Below are 15,465 nucleotides of genomic sequence, written 5' to 3'. Positions count from 1 at the left end.
GGGGTGTCGGGGGCGCGATGAACCGGGGAGTTCGAAGCGGGGGCCGGGGTCCCGGGCTGGTGGCGGTGGGGTCACCGGCTGTCGACCGGCGCTCACTCCGGCGCGCGGTCGGACGGGCACCGCGCGGTTACGGATCATCGCCGGCATCCCGCTCCCGGCGGCGCCCGGGTCTTCGTGAGACCGGACGGCACCCGGGAGTTCGGCCGAGTCGGCCGGGGTCGGCTGTGCGTCCCGTCCGGCGGCCACACCGGCGCCGGCACCCGACGGGATCGTACGCCGGGATGCTCGGCGGCATACGGCCTGCCGGGCGCCCGGGAAACGCGCGGTGCCCCCGCCCGGAAGGTTCCGGAACGGGGGCACCGTACAAAACAACAGGCCAGGTGACTGACGAGTCGGCTACAGGCCGAGCTCGACCTCGAACTCGCCCGCCTCCAGGATCGCCTTGACCGCCGTCAGGTAGCGGGCGGCGTCCGCGCCGTCCACCAGGCGGTGGTCGTAGGAGAGGGTCAGGTACGTCATGTCGCGGACGCCGATGACCGTGCCCTCCTCGGTCTCGATGACCGCCGGGCGCTTGACCGTGGCACCGATGCCGAGGATGGCGACCTGGTTCGGGGGCACGATGATCGTGTCGAACAGGGCGCCGCGCGAACCGGTGTTGGAGATGGTGAAGGTCGCGCCGGACAGCTCGTCCGGGGTGATCTTGTTCGCCCGGACCTTGCCCGCGAGCTCGGCGGTGGCCTTGGCGATACCGGCGATGTTCAGGTCGCCCGCGTGCTTGATGACCGGGGTCATCAGGCCCTTCTCGGAGTCCACCGCGATACCGACGCTCTCGGTGTCGAAGTAGGTGATCGTGCCCTCGTCGACGTTGATCCGGGCGTTGATGGCCGGGTGGGCCTTCAACGCCTGGGCCGCCGCCTTCACGAAGAACGGCATCGGGGAGAGCTTGACGCCCTCGCGGGCGGCGAAGGAGTCCTTCGCCTGGGCGCGGAGCTTCATCAGGCGCGTGATGTCGACCTCGACGACCGAGGACAGCTGCGCCTGCTCGTGCAGCGCCTTGACCATGTTGTCGCCGATGACCTTGCGGATGCGGGGCATCTTGACGGTCTGGCCGCGGAGCGGGGAGGCCTCCAGGACGGGGGCCTTCTTGGCGGAGGCGGTGGCGGCCGGTGCGGCGGCAGCGGCCGGAGCCGGGGCTGCCGCGGCGGCCTTCGCTGCCTCGGCGGCGGCGATGACGTCCTGCTTGCGGATACGGCCGCCGACGCCGGTGCCCTTGACGGAGCCCAGGTCCACGCCGTTCTCGGAGGCGAGCTTGCGCACCAGCGGGGTGACGTACGCGCCGTCGTCCGTCGCCTGCGCGGCGGCGGGCGCCGGAGCGGCCGGGGCCACCGGAGCCGGAGCAGCGACCGGCGCGGGGGCCGGGGCGGCGGGGGCGACCGGAGCCGGAGCGGCGGCGACCGGAGCGGGCGCCGGAGCCGGGGCGGGCGGGGCGACCGGAGCCGCGGGGGCCACCGGTGCGGGAGCCGGAGCCGGAGCGGCAGCCACCGGAGCGGGCGCCGGGGCGGCGGGGGCCGGGGCAGCCGCCGGAGCGGCACCCGGGGCGCCGACGACGGCGAGCTTGGCGCCGACCTCGGCGGTCTCGTCCTCGCCGACCAGGATCTCCAGCAGGACGCCGGCGACCGGGGACGGGATCTCGGTGTCGACCTTGTCGGTCGAGACCTCCAGGAGGGGCTCGTCCTCCGCGACCTCCTCGCCGACCTCCTTCAGCCAGCGGGTGACGGTGCCCTCGGTGACCGACTCGCCCAGTGCGGGCAGTACGACGTCGGTACCGGAGGCGCCACCGGCCGGAGCGGCAGGGGCCTCGGCGGGGGCGGCCGGGGCGGGCGCCGGAACCGCGGGGGCCTCGGCGACCGGGGCCGGAGCGGGCTCGGGGGCCGGAGCCGCCTCGGGCTCGGCGGCCGGGGCCGGGGCAGCGGCGGGAGCGCCGGTACCGTCGTCGATCACGGCCAGCTCGGCGCCGACCTCGACGGTCTCGTCCTCGGCCACCTTGATGGAGGCCAGCACACCGGCGACCGGCGAGGGGATCTCGGTGTCGACCTTGTCGGTCGACACTTCGAGCAGCGGCTCGTCGGCCTCTACTCGCTCGCCCTCGGCCTTCAGCCAGCGGGTGACAGTGCCCTCGGTGACGCTTTCACCGAGCGCCGGAAGGGTTACGGAAACCGCCATGGTTTCGGTTGCTCCTTACGAATTGCGGAAGTCTGTGTCGTCGTCCGACCGAGGGGGTCAGTCGTGGGAGTGGAGAGGCTTGCCCGCCAGTGCCAGGTGGGCCTCGCCGAGCGCCTCGTTCTGCGTCGGGTGGGCGTGGATCAGCTGGGCGACCTCGGCGGGCAGCGCTTCCCAGTTGTAGATCAGCTGGGCTTCGCCGACCTGCTCGCCCATGCGGTCGCCGACCATGTGGACGCCGACCACGGCACCGTCCTTCACCTGGACGAGCTTGATCTCGCCCGAGGTGTTGAGGATCTTGCTCTTGCCGTTGCCCGCGAGGTTGTACTTCAGAGCGACGACCTTGTCCGCGCCGTAGATCTCCTTGGCCTTGGCCTCGGTGATGCCCACGGAGGCGACCTCGGGGTGGCAGTACGTCACCCGGGGGACACCGTCGTAGTCGATCGGAACGGTCTTCAGACCGGCCAGACGCTCCGCCACCAGGATGCCCTCGGCGAAGCCGACGTGCGCGAGCTGGAGCGTCGGGACCAGGTCGCCGACGGCGGAGATGGTCGGGACGTTCGTCCGCATGTACTCGTCGACCGTGACGTAGCCGCGGTCGATCGCGACGCCCTGCTCCTCGTAGCCGAGACCGGCGGAGACGGGCCCGCGGCCCACCGCGACCAGCAGCAGCTCGGCCTCGAACTCCTTGCCGTCGGCGAGGGTGACCTTGACACCGTTCTCGGTGTACTCGGCCTTCGAGAAGAAGGTGCCCAGGTTGAACTTGATGCCGCGCTTGCGGAACGCGCGCTCAAGAAGCTTGGAGGAGTTCTCGTCCTCAAGAGGAGCGAGGTGCTTCAGGCCCTCGATGATCGTCACGTCGGCGCCGAAGGACTTCCACGCGGAGGCGAACTCCACGCCGATGACACCGCCGCCCAGGATGATCGCGGACTGCGGGACGCGGTCCAGGACGAGGGCGTGGTCCGAGGAGATGATCCGGTTGCCGTCGATCTCCAGGCCCGGCAGCGACTTCGGCACGGAGCCGGTCGCCAGCAGGACGTGGCGGCCCTGGATGCGCTGGCCGTTGACGTCGACGGAGGTGGGGGAGGAGAGCCGCCCCTCACCCTCGATGTAGTGCACCTTGCGGGATGCGATCAGACCCTGGAGTCCCTTGTACAGGCCCGAGACCACGCCGTCCTTGTACTTGTGGACGGCCGGTACGTCGATGCCCTCGAAGGTGGCCTTGACGCCGAACTGCTCGCTCTCGCGGGCCTGGTCGGCGATCTCGCCCGCGTGGAGCAGGGCCTTGGTGGGGATGCAACCTCGGTGCAGGCAGGTGCCGCCGACCTTGTCCTTCTCGATCAGAGCGACGTCCAGACCCAGCTGGGCCCCGCGCAGCGCCGCGGCGTAACCGCCACTGCCACCGCCGAGGATCACTAGGTCGAAAACGGTGCTGGCGTCGTTCGCCACGTCACGTCCTCCATGCATGTGCGCCGTACGCAGGTCTTCAGTGACCGCGCGGCGGCTGGTGTCCGGCCGCTCTTTCATCGGCCCTGTGGTGGGGGCCCTGTCCTGCCGAGCCCATCTTCGCACTTGTCGAGGCCCAACGAGACGCCGGGCCCGGGTGTGAGACACCACACGCTCACTTGAGAGACGCTGCGGCTTTTACCATCCCTGGGTGCGACCCCCCAGGGGCGTGGGGAACTGCGCGACCGGCCACAGGCCGTCCCGCAGTCGCCCACGCACCTGAAGGCACCGAGCTACTGGGCGAACGTCAGCCCAGATCCCCGGCAGCAGTCAACTCAGCCAGCCGCACCAACGTCCGCACCGCAGACCCGGTCCCGCCCTTGGGCGTGTAACCGAACGCCCCGCCCTCGTTGAACGCCGGCCCAGCGATGTCGACGTGCGCCCAGGTGATCCCCTCACCCACGAACTCCCGCAGGAACAGCCCGGCGACGAGCCCTCCACCCATCCGCTCACCCATGTTCGCGATGTCGGCGGTGGGAGAGTCCATCCCCTTACGCAGGTGCTCCGGCAGCGGCATCGGCCACGACGGCTCGCCGACCTCCTCGGCCGCGTCCACGATCGCCGCCCGGAACGCGTCGTCGTTCGCCATGACACCGAACGTCCGGCTCCCGAGAGCCAGAACCATCGCCCCGGTCAGCGTGGCCACGTCCACGATCGCGTCCGGCTTCTCCGCCGACGCGGCCCACAGCGCGTCCGCGAGGACGAGCCGGCCCTCGGCGTCCGTGTTGAGCACCTCGACGGTCTTGCCGCTGTACATCCGCAGCACGTCACCGGGACGCGTCGCGGACCCGGACGGCATGTTCTCGGCGAGCGCCAGCCAGCCGGTGACGTTGACGGCGAGGCCCAGCCGCGCGGCGGCGACGACGGCCGCGAACACCGCGGCCGCACCGCTCATGTCGCACTTCATCGTCTCGTTGTGCCCGGCCGGCTTGAGCGAGATGCCGCCCGAGTCGTACGTGATGCCCTTGCCGACGAACGCGAGGTGCTTGGTCGCGTCGGCGTGCGTGTACGACAGCTTCACCAGCCGCGGACCGGCCGCGGAACCGGCGCCGACGCCGAGGATGCCGCCGTAGCCGCCCTTCTCCAGGGCCTTCTCGTCCAGCACCTGCACCTTGATGCCGTGCTCCTTCGCCGCGGTCTGCGCGACGGCGGCGAAGGCCTCGGGGTCGAGGTCGTTCGGCGGGGTGTTGATCAGGTCGCGGGCGCGGTTGAGCTCCTCGGTGACCGCGAGCGCACGCTCCACGGCCGCCTTGTACTCCTTGTCGCGCGGCTTGCCGCCGAGCAGGGCGACCTCGGCGAGGGGGGCCTTGCCGCCCGCCTTCGCGTCCTTGGCGCTGCCCTTGTACGCGTCGAAGGAGTACGCGCCGAGCAGCGCGCCCTCGGCGATCGCGCCGGCGTCGGCGGCGTCGGCGAGGGGGAGCGCGAAGGCGGCCTTCTTGGCGCCGGTGAGCGCGCGGGCGGCGACACCGGCGGCCCGGCGCAGCGCCTCGGCGCCGTACGCCTCGCCCTCCTCGGGCTCGGTGCCGAGTCCCACCGCGAGCACGAGCGGGGCCTTGAAGCCGGCCGGTGCGGGGAGCTTCGTGATCTCGCCCTCGGCACCGGAGGCGCCCAGGGTCTCCAGGACGCCGGCGAGCCTGCCGTCGTACGCCTTGTCCACGGCGTCGGCGCCCGGTGCGACGACCGGGCCCTTGCCGCCCTTGCCGACACCGATCACGATCGCGTCGGCCCGCAGGCCGGGCGCCGCGGCGGTGCTGAGAGTGAGAGCAGTCACAGTGGTGAATTCTCGCTTCCGATGTGAAGTTCCTGTGGTCGATCGGGGTGGGTCGACCGGGCCCGACAGCCGACCCTATTTCCGACCTGCGGCGGTGGTGGGCATAGGGGGCTGGTGGAGCGCCCACGACGAGCGTACGCGCGTGGGTGTCGTGGCTCATTCGCGCGGGGGGTTCACCTGTTCCCGCGAGGGGTTCACCTGCCGGAAGCGGAGCGGCCACTTCTCGATCCTCACCCTGGATGTCCTGCGCCACACCCGTGAGGTTCATGTGGGCGACATGCTCATCGATTCGCATGCCTTCCGCGGATCCTCCGCGAGACGACCGCAGGGGGGATCGCTTGGGGGAGGGGCGGCACGGCACAGAGAAAGCAGAGGTGGAGAGCCGGGGCCGCGGTACTGGCGGCCCCGGGACTGCCGGCGCTGGGCCTGGAGGCACCCGGCCCATCTGCCGCCGACGAGCCGCGCGTCGATCCCAAGGTACTGGTGGGGTGGACAACGGTGACAGTCCCGTCGAGGCCGTCGCCGCCCAGCTGAAGAGCGAAGGCGCGCTGGACGCCTACGGGACGACGTACGGCATCACGTGGGCGGCCTCCGACCACTCCCGCGAGAGCGACCAGCGGGCCGTCGGCGACGCGCTCACTGTGCCTCGCTACCCGATGAACGTGTACAACAACGCGGCACCAAGGCGGAGATGGCCGACGAGTACAACTGGATCTACACCTCCACCTACACCTCCACCGCCGACGATGGCGGCAGCGGAGTCTGCGAGAACAACCCCAACTCCACTTGTCTGGCAACCCCGTTGGACACCACCACCGGCTACGACGACTACATCGTCCCGCAGGAGGTGGCCACCGACCTCGGCCACGCCATCAGCAACGACCCGCTCCCGCACTACGCCTCACCGGCCTACGCAACACCCGGACGTAGCAGAGGGCTTGACCCACTACCGCGACGGGTACGGCGCGGACGGCACATTCCTAGACCAAGTGGCGTCCAGCCAGGCCGAGTTCGGGCACTACCAACGCATCGCCACCGCCGCCTGGGCCACAGGCCGCGGCACGCTCGTGCTGAACCACGGCACGACCCCCCCCCACCCCTGGCATGGCACAAACGGAACCCACCTCGGCCACCTCGTCCCGCCCGACGCCCACGCCCACTTCGAGGCGGAGGCCCGTGCGCGGAGGGCCTCGGTGCACTGCGCGGTACCGGGCATGGGAGATCATCCGTGGGGTACCTTGCCCCACACCCTGGAGCCCGTTCCATGATCCGCCCGATCCGCCCCGCCCCACTGCTCGCCCTCCTCCTGCTCCTCGCGGGCTGCACCACCACCCCCGACGCCGAGCCGACCCCCACGCCGACCACCGGGAAGCGCTGGCAGCCCCGTCCGGGAGTGGCCTGGCAGTGGCAGCTGAGCGGCCGTCTGGACACCTCCATCGACGTGCCGGTCTACGACATCGACGGCTTCGACCAGTCCAAGGCGACGGTGACCGCGCTGCACGCCAAGGGCCGCAAGGTCATCTGCTACATCTCGACCGGCGCCTGGGAGGACTTCCGGCCGGACGCCAAGAAGTTCCCCAAGTCGGTGCTGGGCAAGGGCAACGGCTGGAAGGGCGAACGCTGGCTGGACATCCGCCGCACGGACGTCCTCGAACCCCTGATGGCGGCCCGCCTGGACATGTGCCGGGAGAAGGGCTTCGACGCGGTGGAGCCCGACAACATGGACGGCTACCGCAACGACACCGGCTTCCCTCTCAAGGCCGCCGACCAACTCCGCTACAACCGCCTCATCGCCAAGCTGTCCCACGACCGGGGCATGGCCGTAGGCCTGAAGAACGACCTCGACCAAATCCCCGCCCTGGTAAGCGACTTCGACTTCGCGGTCAACGAACAGTGCGCCCAGTACGACGAGTGCGACACCCTGACCCCGTTCATCAAGGCGAACAAGGCCGTCTTCCACGTCGAGTACGACCTTCCGACCAGCCGTTTCTGCCCCGACTCCCGCCGCCTGAAGCTGAGTTCCCTGGAGAAGAAGTACGAGTTGGGTGCGTGGCGCAAGGCTTGCTGACTACGCCGGGTTCTGTCGAACACACCTGAGGGCAACCCACCTAGGGGCGCGGGGAACTGCGCGACCAGCCCCCACCCACCCGCACTCACCCACCAAACGAAAGCACCACGAACGCAGCCGTAGCCGCACTCTCCGCAAGCCCCCCGAACACATCCCCCGTGACCCCACCGAACCGCCGCCGACAGTGCCGCAGAAGAACCTCGGCGACAACCAGGGCCACAACAAACGCGGGGCCGATCCCATGGATCCCCAGAGCCACCCCGCACGCCCACCCCACGACCACGACCCCCACCCCCAGGCCGAGCGCCCAGCGAACCGGCACAACCCCGGCAACCGCCGCCCCCAACCCCTCAGGCCGAGCCGCAGGCACCCCGCCCCGCGCGGCCAACGTCAGCGCCAACCGTGCGGCGACCGCGGAGACAACGGCCCCGACCGCACCCCGCGCCCAGGAGTCGCCGTAGAGCTGAGCCAGCGCGGCCACCTGCCCCAGAAGCACGAAGACAAGAGCGAGCACCCCGAACGGCCCGATGTCCGACTGCTTCATGATCCGCAGCGCATCCTCCGCCGGCTTCCCGCTGCCCAGCCCGTCGGCGGTGTCCGCGAGCCCGTCCAGATGCAGCCCCCGCGTGAGAACGGCAGGCACGGCGACACTGGCCACCGCGGCAAGCAGCGACCCCGCCCCCAGGAACAGAAACAGCAGCCCGACCCCCGCCGCACACCCTCCGACGACCACCCCCACGACCGGCGCCACCAGCATCCCGGCGCGCGCGGCATCACGATCCCAGCGGGTCACCCCGACCGGGAGAACGGTCAGCGTGCCGAACGCGAAGCGGAGGCCGTCGAGGGGCGAGGTCTTGGACACCGGCGCAGATTACCCGGCGGTCAGGAGGGCACCCCCGGCGGCCGTCGCTAAAGTGCGCATATGGGACATTGGCTGCACCGCAACATCGTCGAGCCGGGCAAACTCCCCCTGCTCCTCGCGCTCACCGCCTTCGTCCTGACCTTCCTCATCACCCGGGTCATCACCCGCCTGATCCGCGCGGGCAAGGGCCCCTTCGGCAACATCAAGGCCGGCGACGTGCACATCCACCACGTCGTCCCGGGCGTGGTCCTCACCGTGATCGGCGGCTTCGGCGCGGTGGCCAGCACGCGCTACGGCGTCGGATCGGCGGTGTTCGCGATCGTCTTCGGCATGGGCGCGGGCCTGGTCCTGGACGAGTTCGCGCTGATCCTCTACCTCGACGACGTGTACTGGACCGAGGCGGGCCGCAAGAGCGTCGAGGCGGTGGTGCTCACGGCGGCCCTGGTCGGCTTCGTCCTCGCCGGTTTCTCGCCCTTCGGCGTCAACGACCTCACCGACACCGAACTCCACGACCGCGCGAGCGTGATCGTCAGCGTCGCGGTGAACTTCCTCTTCTCCCTCATCGCCCTGAGCAAGGGCAAGGCCCGCACGGCGGTCTTCGGCGTCCTCGTCCCGCTGGTCGCCGTCGTCGGCGCGATCCGCCTGGCCCGCCCGGGTTCCCCGTGGGCCAAGCGCTTCTACCGCAAGCGCCGTCACCGGGCCCGAGCCCGTTCCACCCTGCGCGCCTACCACCACGACCGCCGCTGGGCGGGCCCGCGCCGCACCGTCCAGGACTGGATCGGCGGCAAACCGGACCCGGAGCCGCTACGGCTTCCCGGGCGCCGATGAGGACACCGCGCCCGGCCCGCTCAGCTCACCGCCGGCCCACCGCCCGCCCGCGGTGCCGTAGCGCCGACGCCAGACACAGCAACCCCACCGCGATGATCGCCGCCAGATGTTCCTTGCCCGCGAGGTTGCCCTTCAGCATCACCTCGATCACTATCGCCGCGGTCACCGCGAGGGCCGTGGCGTACGCGCCGTAGCGCCACGCGACGAACACCGCGAGGCCGACCACGGCGGCCGAGGGACCCGTGTCCACGACCAGCCGGTCCGAGCCGGGCAGCCCGAACGGGTTGTCGAAGCCGAGCCGGATGCCGAGGCGGGCGTAGAGCGTGCCGGCGAGGGTCGCGGCGTAGGCGATGACCAGGGTGCGCCAGCGGCCGAGGGTGATCTCCGCGATGCCGAACACGAAGAGGATCTGGGCCAGGGCGCCCCACACCGGGAGGTCGAGTGCCGGGACGAAGAGGGAGAGCGGGGTGCGGAGGAGGGCCAGCCACAGCGGATCCACGGCCCGTACGGCGCCCGTGTCCTGCACGAACTGATAGCCCCACGACTGGTTCTGCACGAACTGCAGGACCGCCGTCAGCAGCACTGCCCCGATCGTCATCGGGATCGCCCGCCGGCCCCGCTTCAGGAGCGGCTCGCGCACGGTGACGTAGAGCAGTCCCCATTCGGCGCGGGCCCAGCGGGCGAGACGGTTCATCTGTGCGTCTCCAGGTGCTTGCGGTGCAGCCACTTCGGCAGGCCGGGCGCTTCCAGGAACCCTTCCGCGCGCGCCGCCGCGAGGCCGATGCGCAGCAGGTCCGCGCTCTTCTCGAAGAGCAGGAACCGGGGTTCCCAGATGGGCCGGTACTTGGCGTTGGCGCGGTACAGCGACTCGATCTGCCACCAGCGAGAGAAGAAGCTGAGGAGTGACCTCCACAGCCGCAGCACCGGTCCGGCGCCGATCCGCGCCCCCCGTTCGAAGACCGAGCGGAACATGGCGAAGTTGAGCGAGACCTGGGTGATGCCGATGTCCTGGGCGCGGCGCAGGAGTTCGATCACCATGAACTCCATGAGCCCGTTGTCGGAGTCGCGGTCCCGGCGCATCAGGTCGAGCGACAGCCCGTGCGGACCCCACGGCACGAAGGACAGCACCGCCCTCAACTCGCCCTCCCCATCGGTGCATTCGAGCATCACGCACCGCCCGTCGTCCGGGTCCCCGAGCCGCCCGAGCGCCATGCTGAACCCGCGCTCCGTGGCCCCGTCGCGCCAGTCGTCCGCGCGCTTCAGCAGATACGCCATCTCCTCGGCCGGGATGTCCTCGTGCCGCCGGATCCGCACGGTGTACCCGGCCCGCTTCACCCGGTTGAAGGCCTGCCGTACGGTCCGCATGGCGCGCCCTTCGAGGGTGAACTCGGCGACCTCGACGAGGGCCTCGTCCCCGAGTTCGAGGGCGTCGAGGCCGTGCCGTGCGTAGACCGTGCCCGCCTCCTCGCTCGCGCCCATGACGGCCGGAATCCATCCGTGAGCCCGTGCCTCCGCCAGCCAGGGCTCGATCGCGCCGGGCCACGCCTCCGGGTCGCCGATCGGGTCGCCGGAGGCCAGCGACACCCCTCCCACCACCCGGTACGCGACGGCCGCCTTGCCGGTCGGCGACCACACCACGCTCTTCTCCCGGCGCAGCGCGAAGTAGCCGAGGGAGTCCCGCTCGCCCTGTCGCTCCAGCAGCGCCCGGAGCTTCTTCTCGTCGTCCTCGGTGAGCGGGTCGACGGCGCGCCGGGAGCGGAACGCGGCGTAGAACACGGCGAGGACCAGGATCGTGCTGAGGACGTTGATGACGACGTTGACCCAGTTCGGGGTCCAGATGCCGGGGAAGCGATTCTCCGGGGCGGCGATGGACACCAGCCGGAACGCGCCGTAGCGCCAGCGCTCCACGAAGGTCGAACGGGACGCGTCGTGCGCCTGGTTGGTGACCGTCACCAGCAGTGCGGCGAGCAGGGAGGCGGCCAGGGTGCCGCCGACGGCGACGACGGCGGCGAGCCGGGGGTTGGACCGGTCGCCCTTCGCGTAGAACTCCCGCCGCCCCACCACCAGCGCGGCGACGAACGCGGCGGTCAGCACCAGGGAGATCCAGTTCTGCGGGTACTGACGGATCTCCTGGAACGACATGGCGAACCCGAACAGAGCCAGGAACAGCCCGCTGACCACCAGGTTCAGGATCCACGCGGCGCGTTTGCGGCGCCGCATGGTGATGGCGAGGAACGCCGTGAACACCCCGGACGCGAAGCCTGCCGTCAGCAGATACGGCGTGAAGAAGTTCTCCTGGTTGTGCCGTCGTACGTCCTGCCCCAGCGAAACCCACGCCGCGCTGAGGAAGTTGATGAACGCGACGGCCCGCAGATACCAGACGGCGAAGGCCGCGGCCCGCCGCGAGGCACCAGAGCTGTGACGTTCCTGAACGGGCCCGACCCGGACATCTCCCATGAAGGAGGATCATATGGGCGTTGCCCCGACGAACGGTTCTCATCCGCCACCACAACGATCACGCCCCGGTCACTCCGAGGACTCCACGCCCCTGACGGACCGACTTGCCGACCCCGGCGGCTGCCGTGCGTCGGCAAGCTTCTCGGTCCCGGCCGGGTCCTCGGTCCCGGTCGGCCGCTATGTGTCGGTCGGCTTCTCGGCCTCGGCGTCGGCCGGGGCGTCGGCCTTCTCCGGGTCCACGGCCCGCTCCGGCTCAGTCGCCGCTTGAGTTGCCGCTTCAGGCGCTACGGAAGGCTCCGCCGACTCTTCCGCCTCCGCCGGCACCTCCTCCGGCTCCGCCAACTCATCCGGCTTCAGCGGGAGTTCGGCCGCCAGTGCCGCCGCGGCCTGTACCAGGGGCAGTGCCAGCAGTGCGCCCGCGCCTTCTCCCACCGTCACGCCGTGGTCGAGGAGGGGTTCCAGGGCCATCCGGTCCAGTGCCTTCGCCTGGCCCGGTTCGCCGCTGTTCTGGCCGGCGAGCCACCAGTCCGGCGCGCGGAACGCGACCCGCTGGCCCACCAGCGCGCACGCGGCGGCCACGACGCCGTCCAGGATCACCGGCAGTTTCCGTACGGCGCTCTGCAGCAGGAAGCCGGTCATCGCGGCGAGGTCGGCGCCGCCCACCGTCGCGAGGAGCTGCAACTGGTCGCCCAGCACCGGCCGGGCCCGCCGCAGCGCGTCCCGGATCGCCGCGCACTTGCGCATCCACGCGAGGTCGTCGATCGCGAGCCCACCCCGCCCGGTGACGACGGACGCGTCGGTCCCGCACAGCGCGGCGATCAACACGGACGCAGACGTCGTACCACCGACGCTCACATCGCCGAGGACCACCAGATCCGTACCGGAGTCGGCCTCCTCGTTCGCGACGGCGACGCCTGCCTCGAACGCGGCCGTCGCCTCCTCCAGCGTCAGCGCGTCCTCGATGTCGATGCGTCCGCTGCCCCGCCGTACCCGGTGCTTCACGACCTCGTCCGGCAGTGAGCCGGGGTCGCAGTCCAGGGCCATGTCCACGATCCGCACCGGCACGTCGAGCCGCCGGGCGAGCACCGCGGCGGGGCTGCCGCCCTCCAGCACCGACCGCACCAACTCCCCGGCGCTGCCCGCCGGTCGGGCCGACACACCGAGTTCGGCGACCCCGTGGTCGCCCGCGAACAACACCACACGCGGCCGTTCGACCGGCCGCACCGGAACGGCGCCCTGCGCCGCCGCCAGCCACTCACCCAGGTCGTCGAGCCGCCCCAGCGACCCGGGCGGCACGATCTGACGTTCGCGGCGCGCCTCCGCGTCACGGCGCACACCGCCGTCGGGGCGCTCGATCAGATCGGAGAAGTCGTCGAGATTAAGCGAGCTCATTCGCCGAACAGTACCGGCAGCGATCGAACGCGACAGCGCCACATGGCCACCACACGCCCCGGACGTCCTTGCCCTCAAGATCTAGATCCCGTACGTATCGTTTTGCACCGTTTTGCCGTACGACCTCGGGAGCCGCCCATGAACAGCCTGCGCACCCGCGTCAGCACGCGCGTCAGCACCCTCGACGCGCGCCGCCGCCACCGCGCACTGGCCCGCGCGATCCTCCGGCTCCTCCCGGAACCGGAGAGCTGGCTCGACGTCGGCACCGGCGACGCCCACTTCCCGGAAACGGCGAAGGCCCTCTTCCCGTACACGTCCTTCGACGGCCTCGACCCCACCCCCCGAGTAGTCCGCGCCCGCGCCGCCGAACGCATCGAGGAGGCCTACGCCGGCCACCTCACGGACCCCCACATCACCACGGCCCTCCAGTCCCGCTACGACGTGGTCACCCTCCTCCGCGACCGCACACGCGCCCCCGACCCCGACGCCGAACTCAGCGCCGCCCTCACGGTCCTGCGTCCCGGCGGCCTCCTCCTCCTGGAAGGCAGCCCGGACGCCCTGCGCGCCCAACTGGAGCCCCACGACTGCGAGTTCGTCACGGAACCCCGCCGCACCCCGGACCGCTTCCCGCCCCCGCAACGCCTGATCGCCCGCAGGAAACAACAGCCCTAGCCGCGCAACGTCAGCGCCTGCCCCGCCACCACCAGCAACACGTGCTCGCACTCACCGGCGATCGCGGCGTTCAACCGCCCCAGCTCGTCCCGGTACCGGCGCCCGGACGCGGTCGCCGGCACGATCCCCGAGCCGACCTCGTTGGACACGGCGACCAGGGTCCGCCGCGTGGCACGCACAGCGGCCGTCAACTCCCGTACCCGCTCCCGGAGTTGCTTCTCCCCGCCGTCCCCCCACTCCGTGTCGTCCCACGCCCCCGCGGAGTCCATGGCGTCCGTCAGCCAGAGCGACAGACAGTCGATGAGCAACGGCGGCCCGTCCTCCGCGAGCAACGGCACCAGGTCGCACGTCTCCGCCGTACGCCACGACCCCGGCCGCCGCTCCCGGTGCGTGGAGACGCGCGAGGCCCACTCGGTGTCCCCGTTGCGCGAGCCGCCGGTGGCGACGTACAGCACATCGGGAAAGGCCTCCAACCGCCGCTCGGCCTCGACCGACTTCCCGGACCGCGCCCCGCCCAGCACCAGCGTCCGCCGCGGCACATCGGGCACGTCCTCGTACACCCCCACGGTCAACGTCGTACCGTCCGGCACGGCCCGCGCCCCCACGGCGGCCAGCCGCCGCGCCAACTCGGCCCCCGGCGGCACATCGTGATCGAGATGCACGGCGATGACATCGGTCGCGGGCCCCATCGCCCCCACCGCCCGCAGCTTGGCCAGGGCGTCCGGCCGCCCCACGACATCGGCGAGCACCATGTCGTACGACGGCACGGCCCCCTCCTCAAGCCCGGCCGGCGCGCCCCCCGGCGGCAGATACAGCACCCGCTGCCCGTCGGGCCCGGTGACGGCGTACCCGGTACCGGGCGCGTCCATCGCCACCGCCCGCACCCGATGCCCCGTCAACAGCGCCAGCTCCCGCCCGTCCGGCACCCGCCCCGGCTGCGGCAGCCCGGCCGGCACCTCCACCGCGGGCCCGTCGTGCGGATGCGACAACAACACCTGCCGCACACCGCCGAGCGAGTGTCCGGCCCGCGCCGCGGCAAAGGCGGCCCCCGGCGTCAGATCGAGCAACAACGTCCCGTCCACGAGCACGGCGGTAGCAGCCCGCGCATCCACCCCGAGCGAAACGGCACAGGCCGCACAGGGACAGTCGGGCCGCGGGAGTCCAGCGGGGGCACCGGTGCCGAGCAGAGTGAGTTCCACGGGTCGATTTTCACCGCTCACCGGTAAACATGCGCGACCCGGACCCACCCAGAGGTGCGGGGAACTGCGCGACCAGCCCCCACGGACCCGCACCCGACCGAATATCCGCAGCTCACCCCCCGCTAACCCAGCGGAGCGAATACGCTGCACACAGAAGCCGGACCAAGATCCGGCTTCTGTTCTGCACGCGCTCAGACTTTGGAGGCGTAGATGGCGGCATGGATCTGGCGGTTCGAGAAGTCCGACGGGACCGAGGTCGAACCCGCGGTCACGCCGGAGGAGTTCACCACACAGGGCGACGCGGAGTCCTGGCTCGGCGAGATCTGGAAAGAGCTCGTCGCGGGCGGCGCGGACCAGGTGTTCCTCTTCGAGGACGGCACGCAGATCTACGGTCCGATGAGCCTGCACGCCGAGGACGCGTAACCCGTCGTAGGCCAAAGAGGTGGGGGCGGCCGGAGAAACACCGGCCGCCCCCACCTCGTTCCTGAAC

12 protein-coding genes and 1 pseudogene are annotated in these 15,465 nt (G+C 71.3%); 5 read left to right on the top strand and 8 right to left on the bottom strand.

Going from position 1 to position 15,465, the window contains the following annotated elements; genetic code table 11:
• Positions 1 to 396 precede the first annotated feature (396 nt).
• The 3 genes from sucB to OG407_RS15905 all read right to left on the bottom strand — a co-directional run bounded on the left by sucB (position 397) and on the right by OG407_RS15905 (position 5,497).
• Positions 397 to 2,223 carry a 2-oxoglutarate dehydrogenase, E2 component, dihydrolipoamide succinyltransferase gene (gene sucB, locus OG407_RS15915; RefSeq protein ID WP_405858615.1) on the bottom strand — a complete coding sequence of 609 codons (1,827 nt, stop codon included), beginning with the start codon at positions 2,221 to 2,223 and terminating at the stop codon, positions 397 to 399.
• A 57-nt stretch (positions 2,224 to 2,280) separates the two neighbouring features.
• Positions 2,281 to 3,669 (bottom strand): dihydrolipoyl dehydrogenase, encoded by a 1,389-nt coding sequence (gene lpdA, locus OG407_RS15910; RefSeq protein ID WP_365615787.1) that lies wholly within the window; start codon positions 3,667 to 3,669, stop codon positions 2,281 to 2,283.
• Between the two features lie 304 nt (positions 3,670 to 3,973).
• Positions 3,974 to 5,497 (bottom strand): leucyl aminopeptidase, encoded by a 1,524-nt coding sequence (locus OG407_RS15905; protein ID WP_405858613.1) that lies wholly within the window; start codon positions 5,495 to 5,497, stop codon positions 3,974 to 3,976.
• Between the two features lie 572 nt (positions 5,498 to 6,069).
• Between OG407_RS15905 and OG407_RS15900 the strand changes: the two are divergent.
• Together OG407_RS15900 and OG407_RS15895 are read left to right on the top strand one after the other, a co-directional pair.
• A pseudogene (locus tag OG407_RS15900) lies at positions 6,070 to 6,398 on the top strand (hypothetical protein); the annotation flags it as partial.
• A 363-nt stretch (positions 6,399 to 6,761) separates the two neighbouring features.
• Positions 6,762 to 7,565: an endo alpha-1,4 polygalactosaminidase gene (locus OG407_RS15895; RefSeq protein WP_405868431.1), complete on the top strand. Its 804-nt coding sequence runs from the start codon at positions 6,762 to 6,764 to the stop codon at positions 7,563 to 7,565.
• Between the two features lie 85 nt (positions 7,566 to 7,650).
• Here OG407_RS15895 and OG407_RS15890 read toward each other — a convergent pair whose 3' ends face one another.
• Entirely contained in the window at positions 7,651 to 8,427 is a 777-nt protein-coding gene (locus OG407_RS15890; RefSeq protein ID WP_405858611.1) for an adenosylcobinamide-GDP ribazoletransferase, read from the bottom strand.
• Between the two features lie 60 nt (positions 8,428 to 8,487).
• Between OG407_RS15890 and OG407_RS15885 the strand changes: the two genes are divergently transcribed.
• The gene (locus tag OG407_RS15885; RefSeq protein ID WP_405858609.1) at positions 8,488 to 9,255 is read left to right on the top strand and encodes a hypothetical protein; all 768 of its coding nucleotides are present in this window, start codon (positions 8,488 to 8,490) and stop codon (positions 9,253 to 9,255) included.
• 25 nt (positions 9,256 to 9,280) lie between these two features.
• Here OG407_RS15885 and OG407_RS15880 read toward each other — a convergent pair whose 3' ends face one another.
• The 3 genes from OG407_RS15880 to cobT all read right to left on the bottom strand — a co-directional run bounded on the left by OG407_RS15880 (position 9,281) and on the right by cobT (position 13,104).
• Positions 9,281 to 9,949 (bottom strand): hypothetical protein, encoded by a 669-nt coding sequence (locus OG407_RS15880; protein WP_405858607.1) that lies wholly within the window; start codon positions 9,947 to 9,949, stop codon positions 9,281 to 9,283.
• The gene (locus tag OG407_RS15875; RefSeq protein WP_405858605.1) at positions 9,946 to 11,712 is read right to left on the bottom strand and encodes a phosphatidylglycerol lysyltransferase domain-containing protein; all 1,767 of its coding nucleotides are present in this window, start codon (positions 11,710 to 11,712) and stop codon (positions 9,946 to 9,948) included. The genes OG407_RS15880 and OG407_RS15875 overlap by 4 nt, the downstream gene beginning before the upstream one ends.
• Positions 11,713 to 11,889: 177 nt before the next feature.
• Complete coding sequence (cobT, locus tag OG407_RS15870; RefSeq protein WP_405858603.1) at positions 11,890 to 13,104, bottom strand: nicotinate-nucleotide--dimethylbenzimidazole phosphoribosyltransferase; 1,215 nt, start codon at positions 13,102 to 13,104, stop codon at positions 11,890 to 11,892.
• A 138-nt stretch (positions 13,105 to 13,242) separates the two neighbouring features.
• Here cobT and OG407_RS15865 point away from each other — a divergent pair, with 138 nt between their 5' ends.
• On the top strand, positions 13,243 to 13,776 hold the full coding sequence (locus tag OG407_RS15865; RefSeq protein ID WP_405858602.1) for a methyltransferase domain-containing protein: 534 nt from the start codon (positions 13,243 to 13,245) through the stop codon (positions 13,774 to 13,776).
• Here OG407_RS15865 and OG407_RS15860 read toward each other — a convergent pair.
• Positions 13,773 to 14,975, bottom strand: coding sequence for a bifunctional adenosylcobinamide kinase/adenosylcobinamide-phosphate guanylyltransferase (locus tag OG407_RS15860; protein WP_405858600.1), 1,203 nt, complete (start codon positions 14,973 to 14,975; stop codon positions 13,773 to 13,775). The genes OG407_RS15865 and OG407_RS15860 overlap by 4 nt on opposite strands.
• 210 nt (positions 14,976 to 15,185) lie before the next feature.
• Between OG407_RS15860 and OG407_RS15855 the strand changes: the two genes are divergently transcribed.
• The gene (locus tag OG407_RS15855) at positions 15,186 to 15,398 is read left to right on the top strand and encodes a hypothetical protein (protein WP_033284163.1); all 213 of its coding nucleotides are present in this window, start codon (positions 15,186 to 15,188) and stop codon (positions 15,396 to 15,398) included.
• The last annotated feature ends 67 nt before the right edge of the window (positions 15,399 to 15,465 follow it).

It is taken from the genome of Streptomyces sp. NBC_01515, assembly GCF_045040345.1.
In the GTDB taxonomy this organism is placed as follows: Bacteria; Actinomycetota; Actinomycetes; order Streptomycetales; family Streptomycetaceae; genus Streptomyces.
The sequence above is the reverse complement of the archived record's forward strand: the minus strand, read 5'-3'. Positions and strand labels throughout refer to the sequence as shown.